Below are 25,350 nucleotides of genomic sequence, written 5' to 3' on the forward strand. Positions count from 1 at the left end.
TATATTCCGGGACAGCCTTTCCTCACAATAGAGATAGACCATGACAATCCTCACAACAATCCGTGACGGTTTGCCAAAACAACAGGAGAAAGGTGGAATAGAAGTCCCATGGATGTAGTGATGCTATCGCGGTTACAGTTTACCGCAACGACGATTTTTCACTTTATTTTCGTGCCCATCTCGATCGGATTAGCGCTGATGATTGCGATTATGGAGACGATGTACGTAGTCAAAGGCCAGGAAGAATATAAACGGATGGCCAAGTTCTGGGGCAAATTGTTTCTGATCAATTTTGCCGTCGGCGTGGTCACCGGGATTTTGCAGGAATTTCAGTTCGGCATGAACTGGTCGAGTTATTCGCGGTTTGTCGGGGACGTTTTCGGCGCTCCGCTGGCCATCGAGGCTTTGCTGGCGTTCTTCATGGAATCGACGTTTATCGGCTTATGGATCTTCGGATGGGAACGGCTGTCGAAGAAGGTCCATCTGGCCTGCATCTGGCTGGTGTCCATCGGTACGACGCTGTCGGCGTTCTGGATTCTCGCGGCGAACTCCTTCATGCAGCGTCCGGTCGGCTTCGCGGTCAATAACGGGCGAGCGGAAATGAACGACTTCCTCGCTCTGATCACGAACGGCCAGCTGTGGTGGGAATTCCCGCATACGGTGTTCGGCGCTTTTCTGACCGGTTCCTTTCTGGTGGCCGGGATCAGCGCCTGGAAGCTGCTGAAGCGCCAAGACGTATCTTTCTTCAAAAAGTCATTTCAACTCGCGATCGTGATCGCCTTGATCTCCTCCGTCGCCGTCGCGCTGTTCGGCCACCAGCAGGCGCAATACCTGGTTGGTACCCAGCCGATGAAAATGGCGGCCAGCGAAGGCCTCTGGGAAACGAGCAGCGATCCTGCGCCTTGGACAGTCACGGCGTTCATCGATCCGGTGAAGCAGCAGAATACGATGGAAATCAAAGTGCCGTATCTGCTCAGCTATTTGTCGTACAGCAAGTTTTCCGGCAGCGTGCCCGGGATGAAAAACCTTCAAGCAGAGTACGAGCAAAAGTACGGTCCGGGCAACTACATTCCGCCGGTGCGCACGACGTTCTGGAGCTTCCGCATTATGGTAGCTGCCGGCTCGATTATGATTTTGCTGGGTCTGTACGGCTGCCATCTCGCGGCCCGCAATAAGCTGGAGCAAGCGGGCAAGTGGTTCCTGCACGCGATGGTGTGGGGGATCTCCATGCCGTTCATCGCCAACACTTCGGGCTGGATTATGACAGAGATCGGCCGTCAGCCGTGGGCCGTATTCGGGCTTATGCGAACAGAGGACGGGGTGTCCCCGAGCGTCAGCGCCGGGCAGGTGCTGTTCTCGCTGATCTCGTTCACCGCCGCCTATACGGTGCTTGCTATCGTCATGGCCTACCTATTCATCCGAGTGATCAAAAAAGGGCCGAATGCCGTCGATCATGCCGAAATCGCGCATGCGGACGATCCATTCGACAGGGAGGGACAACATGCTTTCTCTAAATGAGCTTTGGTTTATTCTTGTAGCGGTTTTGTTCGTCGGCTTCTTCTTTCTGGAGGGCTTCGATTTCGGGGTGGGCATGTCTACGTCGTTGCTGGGCAAAACCGACGGACAGCGCCGCGTACTCATTAATTCGATCGGCCCGTTCTGGGACGCGAACGAAGTCTGGCTGCTGACAGCGGGCGGCGCGATGTTCGCGGCTTTCCCGAACTGGTACGCCACGCTGTTCAGCGGCTTCAATACGCCGCTTGTCGTTCTTCTGCTGGCCTTGATCGGCCGCGGAGTCGCCTTCGAGTTTCGCGGCAAGGTCGACAGCCGACGCTGGAAGAAGACCTGGGACGGTGTTATCTTCATGGGCAGTCTGCTGCCTCCGTTCCTGCTCGGGGTCGTCTTCGCCTGCCTGCTGAAAGGCTTGCCGATCGACGGACAGATGGAGATGCGCGCCGGATTGTTCGATATCGTGAACATCTATAGCGTCATCGGCGGAGTAACGGTCACGGTGCTGTGCCTCGTGCACGGCCTGATGTTTACGACGCTGCGGACGACGGGAGACTTGCAGGATCGGGCGCGCGCGCTTGGTGGCCGGCTGCTGATCCCGCTCGCGGGGCTGCTCGCGGTATTCGGGGCGATGACCTATGCGATGACGGACGTATTCCAGGTCCGCGGCGCAATTTTGACAGTCATGGCCGTTGCCGGGGTCGCCGCCTTCATACTCGCCGGAGCCTTTAACGCCAAGAAGAAGGACGGCTGGGCGTTCGGCATGACGGGCGCGGTGACCGCTCTGGCGATCGTTTCCGTATTCACCGGGCTGTTTCCGAGAGTGATGATCAGTTCTATCGACAGCGCGTTTAACCTGACGATCCACAATGCCGCTTCCGGTTCGTATTCGCTGACCGTGATGACGTACGTCGCTTTGGGCCTGCTTCCTTTCGTGCTCGGCTATCAAATCTGGAGCTACTTCGTCTTCCACAAGCGCGTGCACGAAAAGCAGCACCTGGAGTACTAACATGGGAAAGGCGCTGCTCGGTTATCAAGGAATCAAGCCGGTTCTCGTCATCATGACCTTGCTGACTTTGGTGCAGAGCGCCGCCATCCTGGGTCAGGCGGCATGGCTGGCGGAGGTCGTCTCCGCCCTGTTCGCCGGCACGCCGCTGCAGGAGCTGACAGGGACCACACTGCTGTTTCTGCTCGCATTTCTGCTCCGTCAGGCGACGGGACTCGTCCAGCAAAAGCTCGCGTATCGCTATGCCGAAAAGACGGGCGCGAGCTTGCGCAAGCAACTGATGGAGAAGCTGTTCGAGCTCGGGCCAAGGTTCGCCAAAACGGAAGGCACGGGCAACTTGGTTACGCTGGTGCTGGACGGGATCTCGCGGTTCCGCACCTTTCTCGAGCTGGTGATTCCCCGCATGCCTTCGGCGGGGGTTACCCCTGCGGTCGTGCTGGCGTACGTATTCTGGCTCGATGCCGTATCGGGCGTCATTTTGCTCGTGACAATGCCGATTCTCATCGCGTTCATGATCTTGATCGGACTCGCCGCGCGCAAGCAAATGCAGCAGCAGTGGCAGTCTTACCGCGTCTTGTCGAATCATTTTGTCGATTCGCTCCGCGGACTGGAGACGCTGAAGGTGCTCGGCCGCAGCCGTTCGCATAGCGAGACGATCGGTCGGGTAAGCGACAAGTACCGCTCCGCGACGATGCGCACCCTACGCGTGGCGTTCTTGTCATCGTTTGCGCTCGATTTCTTTACCATGCTGTCCGTCGCCTCGGTGGCCGTCAGCTTGGGGCTGCGTCTTGTAAGTGGCGATCTCATGTTGGTAACGGGGCTTACGGTACTTGTTTTGGCGCCGGAGTATTTCCTCCCTGTCCGCTTGGCGGGGGCCGATTACCATGCCACCTTGAACGGCAAAGAAGCGGGCGAGGCGATCCAGGCGATTCTGGATCGCCCGTCCGGGGCAAAAGCTGCGCCCGAGCTTCCAGCCTCATTCGTCTGGGGCAGCGACAGCGAGCTGACGCTTTCGCGGATTCAGGTGCAGCATGAGCCGGAGGGTCCGCCATCGCTGCAGAACGTATCCGTGCGCATCCGGGGCTTGCGGAAAATCGGCATTGTCGGCGAAAGCGGCGCAGGGAAATCGACGCTGATCGACGTGCTGGGCGGTTTTCTGCATCCGACGGCCGGGAATATCGAGCTTGACGGCTTCAAGGTTAGCTCTATGCATGCGGAGGCCTGGCTAAACCAAACGACGTACATTCCGCAGCATCCGTATTTGTTCCACGGCTCCTTGGCGGACAACGTTCGCTTCTATGCTCCGGAAGCGCCGCAGGAAGAAGTCGACCGCGCGATTGCCGCGGCTGGACTTGCCGGGCTCGTCGCCGGTTTACCGGGTGGCAGCGGGGAAATCGTCGGCAATGGCGGGCGGCCGCTGAGCGGCGGGCAGGAGCAGCGCGTCGCCCTGGCCCGCGCTTTTCTAAGCCGACGGCCGGTCATGCTGCTCGATGAGCCGACCGCTCATCTGGACATTGAAACGGAGTACGAGCTTAAAGAGACGATGCTTTCCTTGTTCGAGAATAAGCTGGTGTTTCTGGCGACGCATCGCCTGCACTGGATGCCGGATATGGACTGGATCATCGTCCTGGATCAAGGGCGTGTCGCCGAAACCGGCACGCACGAGGAGCTGCTGGAGAATAAAGGTATTTATTACCAATTGGTCATGTCACAACGGGAGGGGATAGCATGAGACGGGAAGCTTGGCTGCGCCCGGAGTCGCGGGCATTTTACTGGCGGTTCGCGGCGATTGTGGCATTAGGGGCGTTAACGGCCGGGTGCGCCGCTTCCCTGATGTTCACTTCCGGCTATCTCATCTCCAAGGCGGCGCTGCGGCCGGAAAATATTTTGATGGTTTACGTCCCTATCGTCTTGGTCCGAACCTTCGGAACAAGCCGGGCGGTCGTGCACTATGTCGAACGTCTCGTCGGACACGATACGATCCTGCGCATGATTTCGCATCTGCGCGTCCGGCTGTACCGGCTCCTCGAACCGCAGGCGCTGTTCATCCGCTCCCGCTTCCGCACGGGCGACATGCTCGGCGTGCTGGCCGACGATATCGAGCATCTGCAGAACGTTTATCTGCGCATCGTGTTTCCGGGCGCGGCCGCTTTCATCGTATTTATATTGTCGATCGCGGCAATGGGCTGCTTCGACGGAAGGTTCGCGCTGCTGACGGCCGTTTATTTGTTAGTTCTAGGCCTCTTGCTGCCTGCCGCTTCCTTAGCCGTAACGCGGAAAAACCATACGCTCATCAAACGGCAGCGCGGGGGCCTGTACCGGAAGCTGACGGATGCGGTGCTCGGGATGAACGACTGGGTCGTCAGCGGAAGAGCGGCAAGCTTCATTCAAAGCTACGAAGCCGACGAAGCGGAAATGGCGCGTCTGGAGCGGCGCACGAGCGATTGGACGCGACGAAGAAATGCGATCGCCCAAGGGGTGGTCGGCCTCATGATCGTCTCCATGATCTATTGGGCCGGCCAGCAAGCCGCCGACCAGCACATCGCCGTGACCTTGATCGCCGCTTTCGTGCTCGTCGTGTTCCCGGTGGCGGATGTGTTCCTGCCCCTTTCGGAGGCCGTGGAGAAGCTGCCGCAGTACCGGGAGTCGCTGAACCGGTTGTCGGGAATTAGCGAGCAGGTCGGCAGCGCCCCTGCCCCGGTGCGGGACGACCGTAAGGCCGCGGCGGTCCTGACAACAGCGCACCTTCAAGTCGATAGCGCGTGCTATCAGTACGAGATTGGAAACCGCCGGGAAATCGACCGCGTATCTCTGGATCTTCCGCAGGGGAAGAAGATCGCAATCATGGGGCGCAGCGGCGCAGGCAAATCAACGTTGCTGAAGCTCATTCAGGGGGCGGTCGTCCCTACGGAAGGGCAAGTTACGGTGAACGGTATGCCGGCACATTCGCTTGGCGACGGCATCTCCGGCGTCATCTCGGTCTTGAACCAGAGCCCGCACCTGTTCGATACTTCGGTGGCGAACAATATCCGGCTCGGGAAGCCCGAAGCCTCGGACGAGGACATTCGCCTGGCCGCCAAGCTCGTCAAGCTGGATGCCCTGATCGAATCGCTGCCCGCAGGCTATCGGACCCCCATGCATGAAACGGGTCAGCGCTTTTCGGGCGGCGAGCGCCAGCGGATCGCGCTTGCTCGCATCCTGTTGCAAGACACACCGGTCGTGCTGCTGGACGAGCCGACGGTCGGACTCGATCCCCGGACCGAACGGGATCTGCTGGCTACGATATTCGATACGTTGCGGGACAAATCCTTAATCTGGGTGACGCACCATCTCGTCGGGGCTGAGCAGATGGACGAAATTATATTTATGGAAAACGGCCGCGTCGAAATGAGAGGCAAGCACGCCGAACTCATGGAGCGCTATCCGCGCTATCGCAATTTATACCGTCTGGACCGGCCGGGCGAGCCGGTTCTATAATTCCAGCCCGCCTTAGAAGGCGGTGAGCTACTGCTGCTGACAGCCATTGTCAGTAGCTTTTTTTCATACTTCCAGCTTTCGGTTAAAATTAGTTACTGGCCATCGGGTACAAGCTTCAGCCGCTAAAACGATGAGCACAAAGGAAACAAGGACCACCTAAAAAAGGTCGTCCTTGTTCTTAAAACGATGGGAAAGGGAGCCGTGACCGTTCGAATCTTCAACTCTTGAGGAACGCTTGCATGCATGGATCATGCGGTCGCGGGCTACGAGATTTGTATGCCTTTCTTGAGCGACTTCAGGTCGCCATTCGGATTGACCAGCAAGGGCAGCATCTTCACACTACGAACCATCGGGGAGTGGCACTGCCGGCATACCGGCACATCCTCGAACGCAAAGTTGTCCCGCATCCAGCCCTTACATCCTTCCTTGCTGCAAGACCAGATCGTCGTGTTTTCCTCAGGGATATCCTCTAACGATTTCTTTTGAAAGTACACAGTTAACCCCTCCCTTGATTGAAAAACCTTGATCCTAAAAAAAACTGCCCTCAACACAAGTTAAGGGCAGTTTGCTTGGGCTTACATTACAGCTTTACAACATTTTCGGCTTGCGGTCCGCGGTTGCCTTGTACCACATTGAATGTGACACGCTGGCCCTCATCCAACGATTTGAAGCCGTCACCTGTAATCGCGCTGAAATGCACGAATACGTCGCCGCCGCCTTCCGTTTCGATAAAGCCAAAACCCTTGTCGGCATTAAACCATTTTACTGTACCTGTTTGCATCGTATAACCTCCAAAATTTGTTTTAACATGTCTTTTTTATCCTTCAAAGAAGAAAAAATTCACATATTGAAAAAGGTTCCATCACACAAATGATAACCCTTTACAATATGTGAATTCACAGGTCAACTTTATGATTAACCTAAGCTTACCATAATTAGATCCAAAAGACAAGTTTGTTACCGGAATTCGTGTACATTTGTCATAAATATAGGTTACTCAGACTTGGCTTGCTGCTTCCGTAAGATGACGTCCCCTTGATTGCGGGCGGCATCGCTTATCCTTTGTACGGTAAACTTGGAGATGGGCTCAGGGAGCTTATCGACCAAGAAAAATCCGACTTCGGCGATTTCTTTACCGTCCGGTACGGGCGTCCCCTCCCATTCCGTTATTTTAAAGTCAAAAACATAGGCGTTCCGCCCGGATAAATAATAGATGCCCGACAACGCAAAATCGGCGGGATGCATCGCCACCTGGATTTCTTCCTGGCACTCACGGATGGCGGTTTCCCATGCCGCTTCTCCTTCCCTTTGCCGGCCTCCCGGCAGTCCCCATTTCCTTTTCCCGTCTGCATGACGGACCAGAAGAACCTTGCCGGCATCGTCGAAAATGACAAAGCCTGCCCGAATGCTTGTTTTTGACGGCATACCCGCTTCACCTCCTATGAGAGTAGTGTATGCTGCCAAGGTCCAAAAAGAGCGAGGCCGATTCGGGTGTCTAACGAAATCGCAGCGTGGTATAATGTTAGTGATTGGAGATGATCCGAATGACGGAACTGCTGGACCCGCGGAACGACTTTGTGTTTAAACGAATTTTCGGCAGCGAAGAGAATAAAGATGTGCTGCTGTCCTTTCTGAATCATACGTTCATAGAGGCAGGCGAGCCGCCGCTGACCGAGATCGTGCTGCTCAATCCTTATACCGAAAAAGATGCTCCATACGACAAGCAATCCATCTTTGACATCTGGGCCAAAACTGCCGAGGGCAAGCTGATTAATGTTGAAATGCAGTTGTTCAACAAATATGACAACGAAAAGCGCACCTTGTACTATTGGGGGAAACGTTACTCCAATCAGCTTCAAGAGGGGCAGACCTACAAAGCCTTGAAGAAGTGCGTCACGATCAATATTTTAAACTTTTCATTCCTGCCTAACGACCGTTACCACAGCGTCTTTCACCTCCGGGAGGATCATACGCTGATTCCTCTGATCGACGACATCGAGGTACATTTTATCGAGCTACCTAAGCTTGACAATCGCGCCGTTCCGATGGAAGGCGGTCTGATCAACTGGCTGTTGTTCCTGAAAGGCGCGGATAAATCCAACTGGGAGGTGCTGGCCATGAACGAACCGACATTGAAGAAGGCGATGACGACGCTCGAATTCCTGAGTCAGGACGCCGAAGCCCGCAGGCTGTACGAAGCGAGGCAAAAATATTTGCATGACGAAGCTTCAATGATTGAAGGAGCGAAGACGGAAGGAAAGGCGCAAGGAATATTAGATGGAAAAATCGAAGTCGCCAAAAACATGCTGTCGATGGGCCTCGATATTCAACTGATCGTTAAAGCGACCGGATTAACGGAAGAAGAGATTCACGCCTTGAAACCGATGTGATCCGCCTTCGGATACGAACGCCAGCCTTTCGAGGTTGGCGTTTTTTCTTTAAAAAAATAGAACAAATAATCACCGCACAGAGCTTCTTCCTTAATTATATCGCTTCAAATGCACGAGGAATGTTGTATAATACTATACTATACGTAAAAATATAGGGAGCTTGTTCTCCTGGCACAGTGAAAGGTACAGAAAACATGCGAAAAGTTTCTCTACGGACGGTTTTACGCATATATACTTACGACATCCGGCGTATTGTTACGAATTGGGTCACCCTGACGGTGGTCTGCGGACTCATTCTTTTGCCGTCGCTTTACGCCTGGATTAACATTTATGCTTCCTGGGACCCCTACTCCAATACGAAGGGCATCAAGGTCGGGGTCGTCAATAACGACAAGGGCGGCACGCTCAAAGGGTTAACCTTTAATATCGGGGACGAAATCATTCACTCGCTGCAGCAGAATGAGAAGCTCGGCTGGACCTTCTATAATACGAAGGACGAAGGCGTAGCCAAGGCGGAAAACGGCGAGGTGTACGCAACCATTGTGATCCCCGACGATTTCTCGCTGAAAATGAGCACGATGCTCAGCGACCAGCCGGTTAAACCCGAACTGGAGTATTATGTAAACGAAAAAGAGAATGCCATCGCCGCGAAAATGACGGATGCGGGCGCCTCGACGATCCAGCGGGAGATCAGCACCTCCTTTATCGAAACGGTGACGGGGAAAGTGTTCGAAACCCTGAATAAAGCCGGCGCCGAGCTGGATCAGCAGTACCCGCAAATCGAAAAATACAAAAATTTGCTCTATACCCTCAATGAAAATATGCCGAAGCTGAATCAAAATCTGGATGAGATGCTGAACCGGGCAGAGAACGGTTTTACCCAGGTGGATAAGACAGCAGAGCATGTTCCTGCGGTTCAGGATACGCTCGGCAAACTCATCGAGCTGAACGACGGATTAAGCAAGGATATGTATAAAGCCAGCGACGACTTAAAGGATATCGCGCCGGATGTGAAAGAGAACCTGTATCGGCTTCAGACGATTTTCAACCGATTAACCGAGACGACCGAGGACGTGAACAACCAACTGACGGTGTATAAGCCGGAGGTGCTCACCCAGCTCGACAATGCCGTCACGGATCTCGATCAGCTGCAGCAGCGGGTGAAGGACACTTCAGAGCAGTTGGAAAAATCGGGCGTAACGGTGCCCGAAGAGACCCTCGGGATGGCGAGCGACATTGCAGTCGAACTGAACCAGTTCCGGATACTTCTGTTAGACTTAAAAGCAAAGATCAAGGATGTTAATGCGGCGGAAAATATTTTAAATAAGCTGCAGCCGATCAACGACCGACTTCTGGATAAAATAACCAAATTCCAGAGTGCCGTCAATGCACTGCTGGCTCCGCTCGATGAAGCCTTGAACATCCGGACATTTGCCATTCTCCGCGACAATCTGGAAAAGATACGGCAGTTGTCTGCCGGGATCAGCTCGTTTACCAGAAATTTAAGTACGACGCTGGCCTATAAAAAATCGGACTTGGACGGCAAGCTGTCCCAAAACATCGAAACGATTAGCGACATGATCAACAGAATTCTCAAAAACGCCAATTCGTTGGCTCAATCCTCCGCTAAAGGCTCGTTTCAGCTTAGCAAGGATTTGAAAAGCCTGGCCCAAAGGCTCGAGGAGTGGAAGGGCAAGACGGCCGATCTCCGGAAGAACATCGCGGACAACCACAATCTGGAGAAGCTGCTGCCGGATCTGACCCGGATGAACTTCTCGATTGCGGGAGATATCGGCAAGCTGTCGCTTGCGCTCGACCAAACCCTGTTCCCGAAAACGGAATCCTATCTGCAAAAAGGCTCGTTCCTTCTCGCCGATGTGAACGTGATTCTTGGCAACACGCAGGAGGATTTGGCCGCGGCGAAGGATTTGATGGCAAGCATGTCATCCGGGGGCAAAGTGGCGGTTGACGATATCCGGAACTTCAAAGAGCGCGTGCCGGATCTTCAGCAGCGCCTGAGCGACCTGACGGCGGTCTTCCAAAAAATCGACAGCACGGTTGATGTCAAGGACATGATCAAGCTGCTGCAAAACCGGGGCATCGCAGACAGCAACTTCCTTGCTCTTCCGGTGACGATGAGCACGCATCCGTTATTCCCGATCGCCAACTATGGAGCGGGCATGACACCTTTCTATACGACGCTGTGCTTGTGGGTCGGTTCCCTGCTGCTCACATCGTTGCTCACCGTCAAGTTCCAGCCGGCGGATTTCAGCTTTACCTCGCACGAAGAGTACCTGGGCAAATACTTATTGTTTTCGACCTTATCCGTGCTGCAGGGACTTATCGTAGCGCTTGGCGATATCTTTTTGCTGAAGATCCACATTCAGGAGGCCGGATTGTTCATCGGACTTACGCTGTTTTATTGTGTTGTCTTTTCCATGATCGTGTACACGTTGGTCACGCTCTTTAACAATATCGGCAAATCGATGGGCGTTGTCCTGCTGGTGCTCCAGCTTGCCGGCTCGGGGGGCACGTTCCCGATTCAGGTGACACCGGCTTTTTTCCAAACGATTCATTCGATGCTGCCTTTTACCTATGCGATCAGCGGGCTGCGGGAAGCGCTCGCCGGGGTAAGCTACCCGACGCTGATGAGGGATGTCTGGACGTTGGTCGGATTTTTCTTCGCATTTTTGGTCATTGGTTATATATTCAAACCTTCGCTCACGTCCTTTCTCAGCAAGTACTCCAAGCAGTTGCATCATTCAGGGGTTATTGGACACTGAGGGAAGTGGATACGCCAGCCCATGGGGGTTGGCGTTTTTTTCTTGTGCCGCCGGAATGGCCGCATGTATACTATCGTTAAATAGGGTAGAGAAGCTCACCGAATGGAAAGGATGATAGGATTGAAGCCGAATATCGGAGATATATATTGCGTATACGTCGAACGGCTGCAGCTCTATGCCGCCTGTCAGATTACTCGAATCGAAGAGGAAAAGGCTAGGCCGCTGGCCGCTGTGCTGGAGCTTGACTGGACCGGGGACAAGCTGCCCACAGAGGAAGAGCTCGACAAGATGAAGCCGCTGTACTGCGATTATTACTTTTGGAACAACCGGCTTGATCATTCCTATGTCACGGCACAGGTCCCAAAAAAATACATTTTTGTAGGAAACCGGACTCCGCTCGTCACCGAAAAAACAAACAGCTACAGTGGCGGTTGGCATACAGGCAGCAGTGTACTCAACCAATTGAAGTGGCGGAGCATTCCCGAAGATCGGCGCTGTTCGTTCAAGGAAGCGGCAAAGGACAATACGCCGGTTGTCATAGGCAACATACAACTGGCCCGCTCGGCCAGCGCAGTCAATCACGTCGCGCTCCGGGAGTTCTCCGACTTGTCCATGCTGGAACAGCTGCCCTGCCTGACGCGCATCGCCGCTGACCGTCCCTATGAGACACTACTGCCGTATGTTAACGGCAATCCGTTTATTTACGAGCTGCAGTTGGAGAACCACGGATATACGTCGATCGACCTCCGAGGCAGCAGATTAGAGCGCCTGATCCTTCAGGCGGACGGCTTGGAGGAGCTGTTTTTAAATAAAGGGCTGACCTTTCTATCGTTAACGGGAACCCCTTCACCCAAGCTGAAAATTCATGCCGAAGACGGCGGACAATGGCTGACGGCCGCCTTTACGGATAACGTGCCGCCGGTCTGCGGTCTGGAACGTTTGTCGGGGCTCCATGTGACACAAGCGAAGGAGCTGGATCTGGGACCGGTCGTCCGGAGCTACCCTGGGCTGAAGGATCTGCGTCTATGGGGCAAACCCGGCAACGTCGTTAATCTTCAACAGCTCGAACAATTAACAAACCTTAGCGTATTCAGCACCTATGATATGTTCGGCTTCGCCGGCGAAGCATTTCCAGGTCCGGACCGGCTGCCGAACCTTACGTGGCTTTGGATGACCAGCCTGCCCGCAGACGCTGCCAAAGCGATTAAGGACAAATATAAAAAAGAAGTCCCCAAAGGTCTGGACCTGTCAATCACCAAGCCGCGCAAGCCCGAATGGCTGGCCGAAAATCTCAATAACCCTTTTCGCGACTGGGACGGACGGGAGCACATCACGGCCGCCCAAGCTAAGAAAGCGATGAATCTGTACAAAAAAACACTGGCGGCCATATCGGTGTTACCGGAACAAATCCGGAACGGCGGCATGACAGTAGCCGAGGCGGAGTCCGCGCTGGACACTTTGGTGTCCGGTTACACCGAGGCGTTCAACAAAATGGACCGCAGCAGCGGCTTTATCGAAACGGTGGAGCGCGAGGAAATTTATACGGTGCTGGAGGACCTGCTCAGCGGGGCACAGCAGCAGTTATCTGCCGCAGGCGTCGCCGTGGACGTGGATAAGCTGTTCGGCACGTTCGATCAGCTGCGCGATTTTTAAGGTCGTTAAACTTAACGCAATAACCCAAAAAAGGGAAGCCCCGCTATAGCAGCGAGCGCTTCCCTTGCTTCATGCCGTTTAAAAAGGATTCATCACGTGGAAAAAGACATTGGGCGACGCCATCCGGTAATAATAGCTGCACCAGCCCACGCCGCGGTTGTTGAACCGGTTGGACGAGCTGTACACGAGCCGCTCCTGCTCCAGTTCTTCGATCTGCCCGATTCTGCCCTCCACATAATCAAGCAGCCTTAACGAAGCCGTATCCAGCCGGTTGACGACCCCGCCGTAGCGGATATCGATGACTTCCCAGCCGAACGGCTTGAACATTCGCAGCCACTGGGCGCGATGGGCGGCCCGCAGCTCCCGTACCGCTTCCGCAATTTCCGGCAGCACTTCCGTCGCGATGCGCCGCAGCGTCTCCGTATCCTTGGCGTCGTACGCCCGCTTGAGCTCAATGCCGATCTCGCTTTTCCGCTTAAGCACGCCGCACAGCTTCTCCGGCACCTCGAACAAGTAATCCAGCTCGGCTTCCTTGACACGACGGCTGCGGATGTCCTGCTCCACCTTCGCATAATGCGCGGACAAGTCCAGCCCTTCGATCTGCTTGTCGAACAGCCCGAGCAGCACGTCCTGGTACAGCAAAAACTTCGAAGGATTGCTCTGCATCCGGTTGTTCGGCTCGGAGCCGGGCACCTCGTCCAAATCCTTGAACGTCAGGAAGGCGTCGGCCTCGATGCCGGTGCAGAACTTGACCCGCTCCGCCAGCTTCGCCTGATCCGGCTTCGCATCCGAATACGCGTGCTCCGCGTAGAGCTGCAGGCCGAGCAGCGCCGCAAAAGGATTGCTCTCCATGCCGTCGTCGCCCCACATGGTCGCATAGACCTCACGGATGCCTTCTCTTTTGCACACCTGAAGAGCGGCGTCCGAGGCATTCAACGACAAGCCGTAATTGACCCCGAACGTGTTAAACACCCAGACGGCGCCGGCAAATACCAGATTGCAGCCGAGCGGACGGTGCTTGGCAATGAGGTTCTCGTAGTCCTCCTGCTCCATATGGTTATAATCCCAGTACACCATGTCCACATCTTTCGGAATACGGCGCGCCATCTCCTCCGGAATTTGCGTATCCTTGTCATAGTAATCGCTGCCGTTCTGCGAAGCGAGCTTCAGGAACATATCGCTCCACATCATCGCTTTCATGCCGCGTCGGCGCGTCATGTCCAGCACTTTGTCCAGATGCGCCATCATAATCTCGAACCGGCTCGTGTAGCCGTTGCGGTCCAAATATTTGCCACGGCCGAGCTCTTCCGCCTCGTCCATGCCGATGTGAATTTTGCGGCTGCGGAACGGGGCGCTGGCGGCTTCGATCATATTTTCGACCAGCCGGTCCGTCTGCTCGTCCCCGACCAGCAGCGCGCCTTTCGTATCCTTGTAGTGCTTCACCGGCTCCCACTTCAGGAACTCTTCCAGATGCGCCAAGGTCTGGATGCTCGGGAACGCCTCGATGCCGAATTGGTCGGCATAGTCGTCAATTTCCTTCAGCTCCGCTTGCGTATAGCGGCCGCGCATATAACCGAAATAAGGCTCTTCGCCAATTTCGTACGTATCCTCCAAATACAGCATGACGCTGTTTAATCCCATTAAAGCCATCTTGCGAAGCATGAATTTGAAGCTGTCGAGCGTCAATACCGCATTGCGGGACAGATCGAACATCGGCCCGATCGTATCGAACTGCTGCTGCTCCCGAAGGTGAAACGACTCCTTATGAAGGCCGTGCTGCACGAGAAGCCCGAGCCCGCGAAAGAACTGATGCTTTTGACCGTAGCGAATGTAGGCCTTTCCCTGCTCCAAGCCGACTTCCAGCTCGCCGGACGACGGCTCGATCCGGACGACGATTCCATCCTCCGCCTCGGTAATCCGAAGCTCTTGCGACAATTCGCGAATTCCCGGCAATAAAACGTTTAAATTCCCTTCAAACCGCAGCTTCATCTCCTGCTTCCTCTCCTTGGTCAAGTATCCTATCTGCCTCTATTATAAGAGAAAGCTGCGGTTTAGGGAATGCGTTACAAGGATGAATCGTAGGTATAAAAGCCTCTGCCCGTTTTGCGGCCGAGCCGACCGGCTTTCACGTATTTGCGCAGCAAGGGGCATGGGCGGTATTTGCTGTCTCCCAAGCCGCCGTGAAGAATCTCCATAATGGACAGGCACGTGTCCAGCCCGATAAAATCTGCCAGCTCCAACGGTCCCATCGGATGATTCATTCCCAGCTTCATCACCTTGTCCACCGCCTCCCGAGCCGCAACGCCTTCGTAGACGGTATAAATCGCCTCGTTGATCATCGGCATCAGGACGCGGTTCGATACGAAGCCGGGAAAATCGTTCACCTCAACGGGCGTTTTCCCCATGCGTTCCGCCAAATCGCGGATGTGCCCGAACACCTCGTCGGAGGTCTCCAGACCCCGGATGATCTCGACCAGCGGCATCACCGGAACCGGATTCATGAAATGCATGCCGATCACCTGTGAAGACCGTCCGGTCACGGCGGCGATCTCCGTGATCGGGAGCGAGGACGTATTGGTAGCGAGGATCGTATGCGGCCGGCACAGGTCGTCCAATCGCTTGAACAGCGTCGTTTTGTGCTCCATGCTTTCAATAATCGCTTCAATGACCAGATCGGCCTGAGCCGCTTGATCCAGATGGGCACAAGGGAGGATACGCCCCAGAATGCTTGTTTTCTCTTCCTCGGCAAGCTTTCCTTTCTCTACGCTCCGGCCAAGACTTTTCGTCAGCCGGGCGATGCCCTGATGAAGGGACGCTTCGGCAATATCGTGCAGCAGAACGTTCAGACCTGACGCTGCGGCGACCTGGGCAATGCCGCTGCCCATCTGTCCCGCGCCAATGACCATAACCGTCTGGATAGCCATGCTCTACACCTCCGATTCTTCTTTTTGAGAAGTAATATATTTCCATTATATATGATTTATGTCATTCAATACATTAAGCTGTCCGAAGCGGTCGCGCAGTCCCTTCGTTGCGCTGCAGGGTCGAATCGAGTGTCCTTGATTGAACGTATGGCTTTGTGTCGCCTCGCGGGATACGGCCCGTGCCGCCGCCCGCAGCGATCACATATTCCGGCGGTACTGCCCGCCTACTTGATAAAGCGCATGCGTAATTTGCCCCAGGCTGGCGGCCTTGACGGTTTCCATCAGCTCGGCAAAAATGTTGCCCCCATCCAAAGCTATCTGCTGGAGCCTCGCCAACGCGGCCGGAGCCTCATCTTGATGCTTCGCTTGAAACGCGCGCAGATTGGCGATCTGCTGCTCCTTCTCCTCGGTCGTGGCGCGGGCCATCGGAATGGGCAGATCGTCCGTCGGCGGGTTCGGATTCTGGAAGGTATTCACGCCGATGATCGGGAGCTCGCCATTGTGCTTTTTCGTCTCGTACAGAATCGACTCATCCTGAATTTTTCCGCGCTGGTACTGTGATTCCATCGCCCCGAGCACGCCACCCCGGTCGCTGATTCGCTCCAGCTCAAGCAGGACGGCTTCCTCTACCAGATCCGTCAGTTCTTCGATCACGAAGGAGCCTTGGAGCATATTTTCGCTTTTGGTGAGTCCGAGTTCTTTCGTGATGATCAACTGAATGGCCATGGCCCGGCGCACCGAATCCTCCGTCGGCGTCGTGATCGCCTCGTCGTAGGAGTTCGTATGCAGCGAATTGCAGTTGTCCATGATCGCGAGCAGCGCCTGCAGGGTCGTGCGGATGTCGTTAAAATCGATTTCCTGCGCATGCAGCGACCGGCCCGAGGTTTGGACGTGATACTTCAGCTTCTGGCTGCGCTCGTTCGCCTTGTATTTCTCCCGCATCACCGTGGACCAGATCCGCCTGGCCACCCGGCCGATCACGGTATATTCGGGATCGAGCCCGTTGCTAAAAAAGAACGACAGGTTCGGCGCAAAATCGTCGATGTGCATGCCACGGGACAAGTAGTATTCGACGTATGTGAAGCCGTTCGCCAAGGTGAAGGCGAGCTGCGAGATCGGATTCGCCCCGGCCTCCGCAATATGGTAGCCGGAGATCGACACGGAGTAGTAGTTCCGCACCTCGTGATCGATAAAATATTGCTGGATATCGCCCATCATTCGCAGCGCGAATTCGGTGGAAAAGATGCACGTATTCTGCCCCTGGTCCTCCTTCAAAATGTCCGCCTGTACGGTTCCGCGGACCTGCTTCAGCGCTTCCTTGGCGAGCTGACGCCGCTCCTCGCCGGACGGCTCCCTCCCCTGCACCTGGCGGAATTGATCCACCCGGCCGTCGATCGCCGTATTCATGAACATCGCCAGAATGATGGCCGCCGGGCCATTGATCGTCATCGAAACCGAGGTCAGCGGATGGCACAAATCGAACCCGGCGTACAGCTTCTTCATATCGTCCAAGGTGCAGATGCTGACGCCGCTCTCCCCGATTTTGCCATAGATATCGGGCCGATAGTCGGGGTCCTCGCCGTACAGCGTGACCGAATCGAAGGCGGTGCTGAGCCGTTTGGCCGGATCGTTCTTCGACAAGTAATGAAATCGCAGATTCGTCCGCTCCGGGGTTCCCTCGCCTGCGAATTGACGCTTCGGGTCCTCCTCCGTCCGTTTAAAAGGAAACACGCCGGCCGTGTAAGGGAACGTACCCGGCACATTCTCGCGGTACAGCCAGCTCACCAGATCGCCCCAGTCGTGGAAGCCGGGCAGGCATACCTTGGGAATCTTCAGCCCGGACAAGCTCGTGGTCGCCAGCTCGGTGACGATCTCTTTGTCCCGGACCTTGGTGACCAATTGCGTGCCGGCATAGCGGCTGCGCACCTCCGGCCAGCGGGCCAAGAGCGTCCGGGTCCCCGGATTCAGGCGCTGCTCGTACTTCTCTTTCAGCTCCTGCAGCATGGCGATGCTGTCCTCCGGCGCATGCTCCCGCTTCAGCGCTTGCATTGTGCCTTCGATTTGGTAGCAGGCGCGGGCAAATTCCGCCTCCTTGTCGACGAAAGCTTTATAGCTGCGGACGGTCTGCACGATCTCTCCCAAGTACCGAATCCGCTCGCCGGGAATGATAACCTGCTTCTTGAAGCTTTTCTCCGTTGAGAAGTCCGGAACCGGCCAGCCGCCGCCGCATTTGCGGTTCATCTCGGAGATCAGCGCGGTAAACAGCCTGTTGACCCCGGCATCGTTAAACTGGCTCGCGATCGTCCCGTACACCGGCATCGCTTCGTAAGGCTGCTCGAACCATCCGCGGCTTCGCTGCACCTGCTTTTTCACCTCGCGCAGCGCGTCCTCCGAGCCTCTTCGTTCAAACTTGTTGATCGCGATCAGATCGGCGTAGTCGAGCATCTCGATTTTCTCCAGCTGCGAAGGCGCGCCGAATTCGCTGGTCATGACATATAGCGTCAAATCGGAGATTTCCGTAATCTGGTGATCCCCTTGCCCGATTCCGCTCGTTTCCACCAGAATCCAATCGAAGCCCGCCGCCTTGACTACCGCCAACGCTTCGCGGATCGCCTGCGACAGCTCCTTGCCCGAATTGCGCGTCGCCAGGCTTCGCATATAGACGCGATCCGAATGCACCGCATTCATGCGAATACGGTCTCCCAGCAAAGCGCCACCCGTTCGCTGCTTGGTCGGATCGATGGACAGGATGGCGACGCTCTTGTCGGGATAATGCCGCAGAAAACGGCGGACCAGTTCGTCCGTGAGCGAGCTTTTTCCCGCGCCGCCCGTACCGGTGATGCCGACGACGGGAGCGTCGGACGGCCATTCCTTCATTTGCTCGAACGCGGCATGCAGCCCGGAGCCCGAAGGAACAGCCCCGCTGCTCAAGCTCTCGGCGGCCGTGATGCTTTGCGCGATAGCGCGGTGATTCCCCTGCTTTAGTTCCTCCAAATCGGGCACATAGCCCGTAACCGTCGAAAAATCGCATTCCTCCAGCATCACATTGATCATGCCTTGCAGCCCCAGCTTTCTTCCGTCCTCCGGCGAGAAAATGCGGGCAACGCCATAGTCGTGCAGCCGCTTCATTTCCGAAGGAATGATGACGCCGCCCCCGCCTCCGTATACGCGGATATGGCTTGCGCCCCTCTCCTTCAACAGATCGATCACGTATTGAAAATATTCGACATGCCCGCCTTGGTAGGAGGAAATGGCAATGCCCTGCACGTCCTCCTGGATCGCCGCTTGCACCACCTCGTTCACGGACCGGTTGTGGCCCAGATGAATGACCTCCGCTCCGCTGGCCTGCAATATCCGGCGCATCACATTAATCGAGACGTCATGACCGTCAAACAAAGCGGAAGCGGTAACAAACCTGGCCTTGTGCTTTGTTCGATACACTCGTGCAGTTTCCAAACAAATCTCTCCTCATAGCGAAAAATCGAAGCGTGCTAACGGCAAACGTAGCAAACCGTTCGCTTCAACCGGAGTTATACATAACACATGATGTAAGACTAATTCCAGGCAGCATGCGCCCCTTCCGCTTCAGAACCAAACAACTACTGTCGCTTACGACTTCAACAGCTCGTTGGAAATGACGATCCGGTGAATCTGGTTGGTCCCCTCGTAAATTTGCGTCACTTTCGCATCGCGGAACAATCGCTCCAACGGGTGCTCGTTCGTCCATCCGCTGCCGCCGAACAGCTGCAGCGCTTCCGTCGTGACCGACATGGCGGTATCGCTGGCGAACATTTTGGCCATGGAAGCTTCCTTCGTACAAGGCTTGCCGTTCTGCCGCAGCCAGGCGGCCCGATACACGAGCAAGCTTGCGGCTTCCACCCGAGCCGCCAGCTCAGTCAGAACGGGCTCCACCGCACGCTGGCGCTCTATCACATACTGCGCTTTCACCAGAAGCTCGGTATGCTCCAAGGCGGCTCTAGCAATCCCGAGCGCCTGCGCGCCGATGCCGATCCGGCCTCCGTCCAGAATCGACTTGGCCATGACGAACCCCTGTCCTTCCCGCCCAAGCCGCTGTGCGGTGGGAAGACGGACCTGGTCAAAGGTCAACTCGCACGTATTGGAGCCGCGCAGCCCCATCTTCTTTTCCTTCTTCTCTACGCAGAAGCCGGGCGCAGCCTTCTCGACAATAAAAGCGCTGACCCCGGAAGCCCCTTGTCCCGGACCGGTCACGGCAAAAACGATATACACGTCCGCTTCGCCCGCGTTCGTAATGAACACTTTCGAGCCGTTCAGGATGTAGTCTGTGCCGTCCCAAACAGCGGATGTCCTGATTGCGGCCGCATCGGAGCCGGCATGCGGCTCCGTCAGGGCGAACGCCCCGAGCCATTCCCCTGAGGCCAATCTTGGAAGGTATTTCTTCTTTTGCTCCTCCGTCCCGTAATACAAAATAGGCAAGGTCGCTACCGAAGTGTGGACAGACAGAATAACGCCGACGGTGGCGCTCGCTTTAGATATTTCCTCGATGGCGATCATATACGAAATCAAATCCGCACCGCTTCCGCCCCACTCCTTAGGAACGGGCAGCCCCAGAAGGCCGAAGCCGCCCATTTCGCTGACGAGCGCACGCGGAAAAGCATCGGACTGCTCCATGGCCGGGACGGACGGAGTGATCCGGCTAACGGCGTATTCGCGCACCTTGCTCCGGAAGCGCTCCTGTTCGTCCGTGAAGCACAGCTCCATCAGGCGTCAACTCCCCCTTATTCATCCACCCGAAGCAAAATCGCATCTCCTTGTCCACCCCCGCTGCAAATGGCCGCGATTCCGAGTCCGCCCCCGCGGCGTCTCAGCGCATGGATCAAGGTCAGAACGATTCTTGCCCCACTGGCCCCGATCGGATGCCCGAGTGCGATCGCGCCGCCGTTAACGTTGACCTTCTCCTCGTTCCAGCCGACGAGACTTCCACTGGCAAGAACGACCCCTGCGAACGCTTCGTTGACCTCGAACAAGTCAATTTCCTGCAAGGATTTTCCGGTTTTTTGCAGCAGCTTTTGAATGACGAGTCCGGGCGTTATTGTATAATAAGGCGCTTCGGCTGCAATGGCCGTATGCCCTATAATGGACGCAAGCGGCAAGTAGCGCTCGCGGACCGCTTTTTCCTCGGACATCACCACCAGCGCGGCGGCGCCGTCGCTAATGCCTGAAGCATTGCCTGCGGTCACGGTGCCTCCCTGCACAAAGGCGGACGGCAGCTTGGCGAGCTTCTCCGTACTCGTATCGGCGCGCGGCGCTTCATCCGTATCGACATCCGCGTAAGAGCCTGCCCCGCAAGCGACAGGCACGATCTCGTCCTTGAACAGCCCTTGCCGAATGGCCTCCACGGCTCGCCTATGACTCCGCAGCGCCCATTCGTCCTGAAGCTGGCGGCTGATGCCTTTCTCAGCAACGATTCTTTCGGCATACTCTCCCATATGGACATGCTGAAAAGCGCAGTGCAGCCCGTCTCGCAGCATCAGGTCCGTCATCTTCTTGTCCCCGAGGCGGTAACCCCAGCGCGCATCCGCCGCCACATACGGCGCGTTGCTCATGCTTTCCATCCCGCCCACTACGATCGTTTCGGCATCGCCGGCCCGGATGATTTGATCGGCCAGCGTAATGCTGCGCATGCCGGAGGCGCATACCTTGTTGACCGTCTCCGTCTGTACGCTCCAGTCCAGTCCGGCCAGCCGTGCCGCCTGACGCGACGGGATTTGTCCGGCGCCACCCTGTAGCACCATGCCCATAATGACTTCATCGACTTCGGAGGGGGCCACCTTCGCTTTGTCCAAAGCCCCTTCGATGGCGATGCCGCCAAGCTCGACGGCCTGCTTGCTTTTCAATGCGCCGCCGAATTTCCCGAATGCCGTGCGGGCTCCCCCGACAATCACTGATTCTCTCATCGCTTCTCCTTCCGGGCTTTTCACAAGAAAGCCGCGTGATCATAAGAAATGGCTGCTCGTTAGCTCCACTCATCCTGCCTTCCTGCTTCGACGGTCATCCGCTTCCGGCCCATACGTCCATGCCCTTGACCATATGCAGCGCTTTGGCATCGCGCATGTACCGTTCGACGCGGTACTCCTTCATATAGCCGTATCCCCCGAGGATCTGCACCGCATTCGTCGTCGAACCCATGGCGGCATCAGCCGCATAAGCAAGCGCCCGGGCGGACGGCTCGGCATAGGCCAACCCCTTGTCCTCATTCCACGCGGCCTGGCGGGCAAGCAGACTCGAAGCCTCGGCAGCCGCACTCATCTCGGCCAGCATGAACGCCACCGCCTGATGCCGTGCAATCGGCTTGCCGAACTGCGTCCGCTCCTTAGCGTAAGCCACCGAAGCCTTCAAAGCGCCTTGCGCAATCCCGGCAGCCAGCGCAGCCAAGCCGTACCGGGCGCTGGCCCACGTCTCCTCGGCGATGGCGGCCCCTTGTCCAACACGGCCGATCAGTTGTCCTCCAGAAATGCGGCAGCGATCGAAGGCCAAATGAGCCATGCCGGAGGAGCGGAGGCCAAGAGCTTGCGTAACGGGCCGTACCTGCAAACCGGCCATCCCCCGCTCAACGAGAAATGCAGCGGTTCGTTCGGGCCCATCCTCGCCTTCGCCTTTGCCTTCCACATTCGCATAAACCAAGAATAAGTCGGCTTCTTGGCCATTGAAAACGAACTCCTGCGTCCCGTCGAGAACGTACCCGTCCCCATCCGGCTTTGCTGCCAGTGTAAAGTCTAGCGGCGAAATCCCTCTGGGCCGCGGGGGAAGCGCCCCAGCCCCCAGCTTCCGGCCCTCGATCAGCGCCCGCAGATGCTTCGCTGCGCTATTTTGCCCGAACCTGTACACCGGCCGTGTCACAATCTGAACATGCGTCCACAGCCCCGCACCCAGCGAAGCGCAGCCCCCGGACAACTGCTCCAGCAGCAGGACGTAACTCGCGAACCCTCCCCCGGCCCCGCCGTCTGATTCCGGCCAAGGCAAGCCGGTAAAGCCCAGCGCCGCCATCCGGTCGAACAGTTCGCGGTCATACGCTTCCGCTTCGTCCAACTGCTCAGCCTTCGTCTCCACTTCCCTGGCGACAAAATCGCGCACCACGTCACAGATCATTCCCTGCTCTTCCGTCAACTCGAACCTCATAAAAATCTCTCCTTTGAACATACAAAGGGACTTGCGATGAAACGTCATTCTACCCCCATGGTATGAAATATTTGGGGTAAATATGATGTCATAATGGAAATAAAACGTTCGATTGAGACAAGCACACCGAATCTGCGCCTACAAAAAAAAATTATGCGAGGCGCTTGCCTGCATAATTTCTTTTCGTATGATTTAAACGTTGTTCAAATCCGCCACTTTTTCGTTCATCAAATCAATAACGATTTCCTCTTGCGGCAGTCCTTCTCCCTTGAAGACGACTTGGAAGCACACATCGCCCTCTTTCCAGTAATAGCTGACGAAATCAATCTCATCCGGTCTGCTTAATTCCCCGTCGATCTTGTATTTCGCCGTTCTGAGCACCTCTCGTCCTCCCAAAACCATCGGACTGACCGGTGCCGTATGCTTCTTTCCATCGATGCGGTAAAAAGCAGCGTTCCCGTTCTTCTTCATATCCTCGTACATCGTGCCGTTTTTGATTTGCATGAAAGAAAAGCCTTGTCTGTTGCCCTGCTCATCCGTCCGAGCGTATCCGATGTTCAGGAGCTTGCTCTTCTTATCTTCGGCGTTGTCCGGATATCCGAAATAGAGCTTTTGTACCATGGATGCGCCCGACATTTTAAACTGCCCAGCCGCTTGCTGCGAAAACTTGGGCGTAAATCCGATGAGCTCTGCCGTCCGCCGCAGATCGCCGGTATCGTAAATTCCTACGTTGAGCAGATCCAAGTTCACTTGGGTTTTGTACATCTCTTGATCGGGATATTTCATGGAAGCGATAATGGCCAGTTGCTCTTGATCCGAAAGATCGCCCCCGTCAAACTGATACAGAACCCCGCCGTCCAACCAGAAATAGCGCCAGCCCTCGTGCTGCTTCGTATTGACTTTCGTAGTGACGATGACTTTATAGGCTTCCATTCCATAAAGGGTCATAGGCTCTTTCCTGATTTCAGTTTCCCGTACCGCCGTCTTTTTTTCCCGCTGCTCGAACTCCGTATAAGCTTCGTCCAAGCTGGTGCCGCTGGAATCGATTAGCAGCCTAAAGCTGCCGTAGTGCTTTTCCCCTACGCGAAGAACATAAATTACTTCCGCCTTGGTTAACTTGGCTTCATCCTTGGTTTTGGAACGAAGCGCGATCCCGTGGAATTTGTAGCCTTCCGGCAAAGCCGACGGAGCCTTGAACTTGAAGTCGGCCACCTTGGCGGCCTTTTCCAAATTATCATAGCTTCGGGAAGAAGAATTAAACAACATCCGGTCCTCTGTTTGGACGGTTGCGGTTGCTGTTGCGGGAGCTTGTTCCACACCGTCTGTCGCCGGCGCAGCCGCATTCGTCAGTGTCGCTGCGCTCAGAAGAACGACGCCCAGGACAGCAGCCGCAGACAATTTATAGGAGCCTGCTCTGAATGATTTGATCATTTCAATCCTCCTCACGAGTTGATTCGTATTCGTCGATCCGTCAAAATACAGCAAATTCGGCTGACGGCGCCGGGAAGAAAAGTGCTTTAAAAAACCTATAATCGTCATGCCGTACGGGACGGCCTCGGCTTCGCCAAATACCTCCAATACGCAGGCATCGCACGCAAGCTCTCTGTCAGCCTTCATTCTCTTGATGCTCATCCACACCACCGGATTGATCCAATGGACCGCCAGAACGAAGCTTCCCAGCAGGTTCCAGGCCACATCCTTCCGTTTATGGTGAGCCAGTTCATGCGAGAACACATGGGTAAGCTGCTGTATGCTTAACTCCTTGTCGATGCCTTCGGGAAAATAAATCCACGGACGAAACAGCCCGGAAATATAAGGACTTCTTGCGTAGCTTCCCGTGTACACCGGGACCGACCGCTTGATGCCGAACTTCCTGCGGCAATCGTCGACGACGGACAAGATCCGGGGGTCGGTGACGAGCGTAAGCATTTTGAACCTTTTGCGCATCTTCAGCATATAGACGAACAAGTAGGTTAAGAGCGCAACCGTTCCGGCAAGCCATACGGCTGCAATGATTTTTAGTCCCCAAGGATGGGAAAAATGCGCCGAGTCTTCCATCCCAGCCGGCAATTGGACATCCGGAATGGCGTCCTTTTCCGGACGAATCATGCTATAATCGTTCTGAACATATTCTTTCTCTTGGCTGTTCCGGGATCGTTCCGCAGACGGGTTATTCTCTTTCTCCGTTAATGGGATGATCAGGGAAACAGCTTTTTTTATGTCTGCGCCGAAATGCAGCATATGAAACAAGCTGACAGGACTATCCGGAAAAACAGGCAGCAGCAAGCGCACCAGCACAATGAGCCACAGCGTATGCCGGATGCGGGCGCTGATACGGTGGCGAAACAGCGCCTGAATCGCCATGACCAACAGCGCAACCGCGCTTGCCGCCAAGGTGGAATACCACAGTCCTATAAAAATCTCGCATAGTATCTCCATGTTTTACCTCA

Annotated in this window: 17 protein-coding genes; 7 read left to right on the top strand and 10 right to left on the bottom strand. The window is 55.6% G+C overall.

Annotated features, from left to right (window positions below; all coding sequences use genetic code 11):
* Window positions 1-108: 108 nt before the first annotated feature.
* Genes PEL01S_RS07350 through cydC form a run of 4 tightly spaced genes read left to right on the top strand, consistent with a single transcriptional unit; the run spans window position 109 to window position 5,992 of the window.
* On the top strand, window positions 109-1,518 hold the full coding sequence (locus PEL01S_RS07350; RefSeq protein ID WP_127459852.1) for a cytochrome ubiquinol oxidase subunit I: 1,410 nt from the start codon (window positions 109-111) through the stop codon (window positions 1,516-1,518).
* On the top strand, window positions 1,502-2,518 hold the full coding sequence (gene cydB / locus PEL01S_RS07355) for a cytochrome d ubiquinol oxidase subunit II (protein ID WP_127459853.1): 1,017 nt from the start codon (window positions 1,502-1,504) through the stop codon (window positions 2,516-2,518). Before PEL01S_RS07350 ends, cydB begins: the two co-directional genes overlap by 17 nt.
* Before the next feature lies 1 nt (window position 2,519).
* A complete protein-coding gene (cydD, locus tag PEL01S_RS07360) occupies window positions 2,520-4,247 on the top strand; it encodes a thiol reductant ABC exporter subunit CydD (protein WP_127459854.1) in 1,728 nt (575 codons plus the stop codon).
* The gene (gene cydC, locus PEL01S_RS07365) at window positions 4,244-5,992 is read left to right on the top strand and encodes a thiol reductant ABC exporter subunit CydC (RefSeq protein ID WP_127459855.1); all 1,749 of its coding nucleotides are present in this window, start codon (window positions 4,244-4,246) and stop codon (window positions 5,990-5,992) included. The genes cydD and cydC overlap by 4 nt, the downstream gene beginning before the upstream one ends.
* 263 nt (window positions 5,993-6,255) lie before the next feature.
* On the opposite strand, the gene PEL01S_RS07370 is transcribed toward cydC, so the two are convergent.
* From PEL01S_RS07370 to PEL01S_RS07380, 3 genes are all read right to left on the bottom strand, one after another.
* The gene (locus PEL01S_RS07370; RefSeq protein ID WP_010494370.1) at window positions 6,256-6,486 is read right to left on the bottom strand and encodes a cold-shock protein; all 231 of its coding nucleotides are present in this window, start codon (window positions 6,484-6,486) and stop codon (window positions 6,256-6,258) included.
* Window positions 6,487-6,572: 86 nt separating this feature from the next.
* Window positions 6,573-6,773 (bottom strand): cold-shock protein, encoded by a 201-nt coding sequence (locus PEL01S_RS07375; RefSeq protein ID WP_010494372.1) that lies wholly within the window; start codon window positions 6,771-6,773, stop codon window positions 6,573-6,575.
* Between the two features lie 212 nt (window positions 6,774-6,985).
* Window positions 6,986-7,417: an NUDIX domain-containing protein gene (locus PEL01S_RS07380; RefSeq protein ID WP_127459856.1), complete on the bottom strand. Its 432-nt coding sequence runs from the start codon at window positions 7,415-7,417 to the stop codon at window positions 6,986-6,988.
* A 119-nt stretch (window positions 7,418-7,536) separates the two neighbouring features.
* On the opposite strand from PEL01S_RS07380, the gene PEL01S_RS07385 reads away from it, so the two are divergent.
* From PEL01S_RS07385 to PEL01S_RS07395, 3 genes are all read left to right on the top strand, one after another.
* Complete coding sequence (locus PEL01S_RS07385; RefSeq protein WP_127459857.1) at window positions 7,537-8,382, top strand: Rpn family recombination-promoting nuclease/putative transposase; 846 nt, start codon at window positions 7,537-7,539, stop codon at window positions 8,380-8,382.
* A 194-nt stretch (window positions 8,383-8,576) separates the two neighbouring features.
* A complete protein-coding gene (locus PEL01S_RS07390) occupies window positions 8,577-11,165 on the top strand; it encodes a YhgE/Pip domain-containing protein (RefSeq protein WP_127459858.1) in 2,589 nt (862 codons plus the stop codon).
* Between the two features lie 102 nt (window positions 11,166-11,267).
* Complete coding sequence (locus PEL01S_RS07395; RefSeq protein ID WP_239551467.1) at window positions 11,268-12,818, top strand: hypothetical protein; 1,551 nt, start codon at window positions 11,268-11,270, stop codon at window positions 12,816-12,818.
* A 78-nt stretch (window positions 12,819-12,896) separates the two neighbouring features.
* Here the strand turns inward: PEL01S_RS07395 and PEL01S_RS07400 are convergent, their stop codons facing one another.
* From PEL01S_RS07400 to PEL01S_RS07430, 7 genes are all read right to left on the bottom strand, one after another.
* Entirely contained in the window at window positions 12,897-14,807 is a 1,911-nt protein-coding gene (locus tag PEL01S_RS07400; protein WP_127459859.1) for a beta-N-acetylhexosaminidase, read from the bottom strand.
* Window positions 14,808-14,881: 74 nt separating this feature from the next.
* Window positions 14,882-15,742 (bottom strand): 3-hydroxybutyryl-CoA dehydrogenase, encoded by an 861-nt coding sequence (locus tag PEL01S_RS07405; protein WP_063182724.1) that lies wholly within the window; start codon window positions 15,740-15,742, stop codon window positions 14,882-14,884.
* Between the two features lie 198 nt (window positions 15,743-15,940).
* Window positions 15,941-19,198 carry a fused isobutyryl-CoA mutase/GTPase IcmF gene (icmF, locus tag PEL01S_RS07410; protein ID WP_127459860.1) on the bottom strand — a complete coding sequence of 1,086 codons (3,258 nt, stop codon included), beginning with the start codon at window positions 19,196-19,198 and terminating at the stop codon, window positions 15,941-15,943.
* Between the two features lie 153 nt (window positions 19,199-19,351).
* The gene (locus tag PEL01S_RS07415; RefSeq protein ID WP_127459861.1) at window positions 19,352-20,482 is read right to left on the bottom strand and encodes an acyl-CoA dehydrogenase family protein; all 1,131 of its coding nucleotides are present in this window, start codon (window positions 20,480-20,482) and stop codon (window positions 19,352-19,354) included.
* Between the two features lie 17 nt (window positions 20,483-20,499).
* Window positions 20,500-21,678 (bottom strand): acetyl-CoA C-acetyltransferase, encoded by a 1,179-nt coding sequence (locus PEL01S_RS07420; RefSeq protein ID WP_127459862.1) that lies wholly within the window; start codon window positions 21,676-21,678, stop codon window positions 20,500-20,502.
* Window positions 21,679-21,772: 94 nt separating this feature from the next.
* On the bottom strand, window positions 21,773-22,900 hold the full coding sequence (locus PEL01S_RS07425; RefSeq protein WP_163768313.1) for an acyl-CoA dehydrogenase family protein: 1,128 nt from the start codon (window positions 22,898-22,900) through the stop codon (window positions 21,773-21,775).
* Window positions 22,901-23,092: 192 nt separating this feature from the next.
* A complete protein-coding gene (locus PEL01S_RS07430) occupies window positions 23,093-25,339 on the bottom strand; it encodes a M56 family metallopeptidase (RefSeq protein ID WP_127459864.1) in 2,247 nt (748 codons plus the stop codon).
* Window positions 25,340-25,350 lie beyond the last annotated feature (11 nt).

This window comes from Paenibacillus elgii NBRC 100335 (assembly GCF_004000865.1).
GTDB classification, from domain to species: Bacteria; Bacillota; Bacilli; order Paenibacillales; family NBRC-103111; genus Paenibacillus_G; species Paenibacillus_G elgii.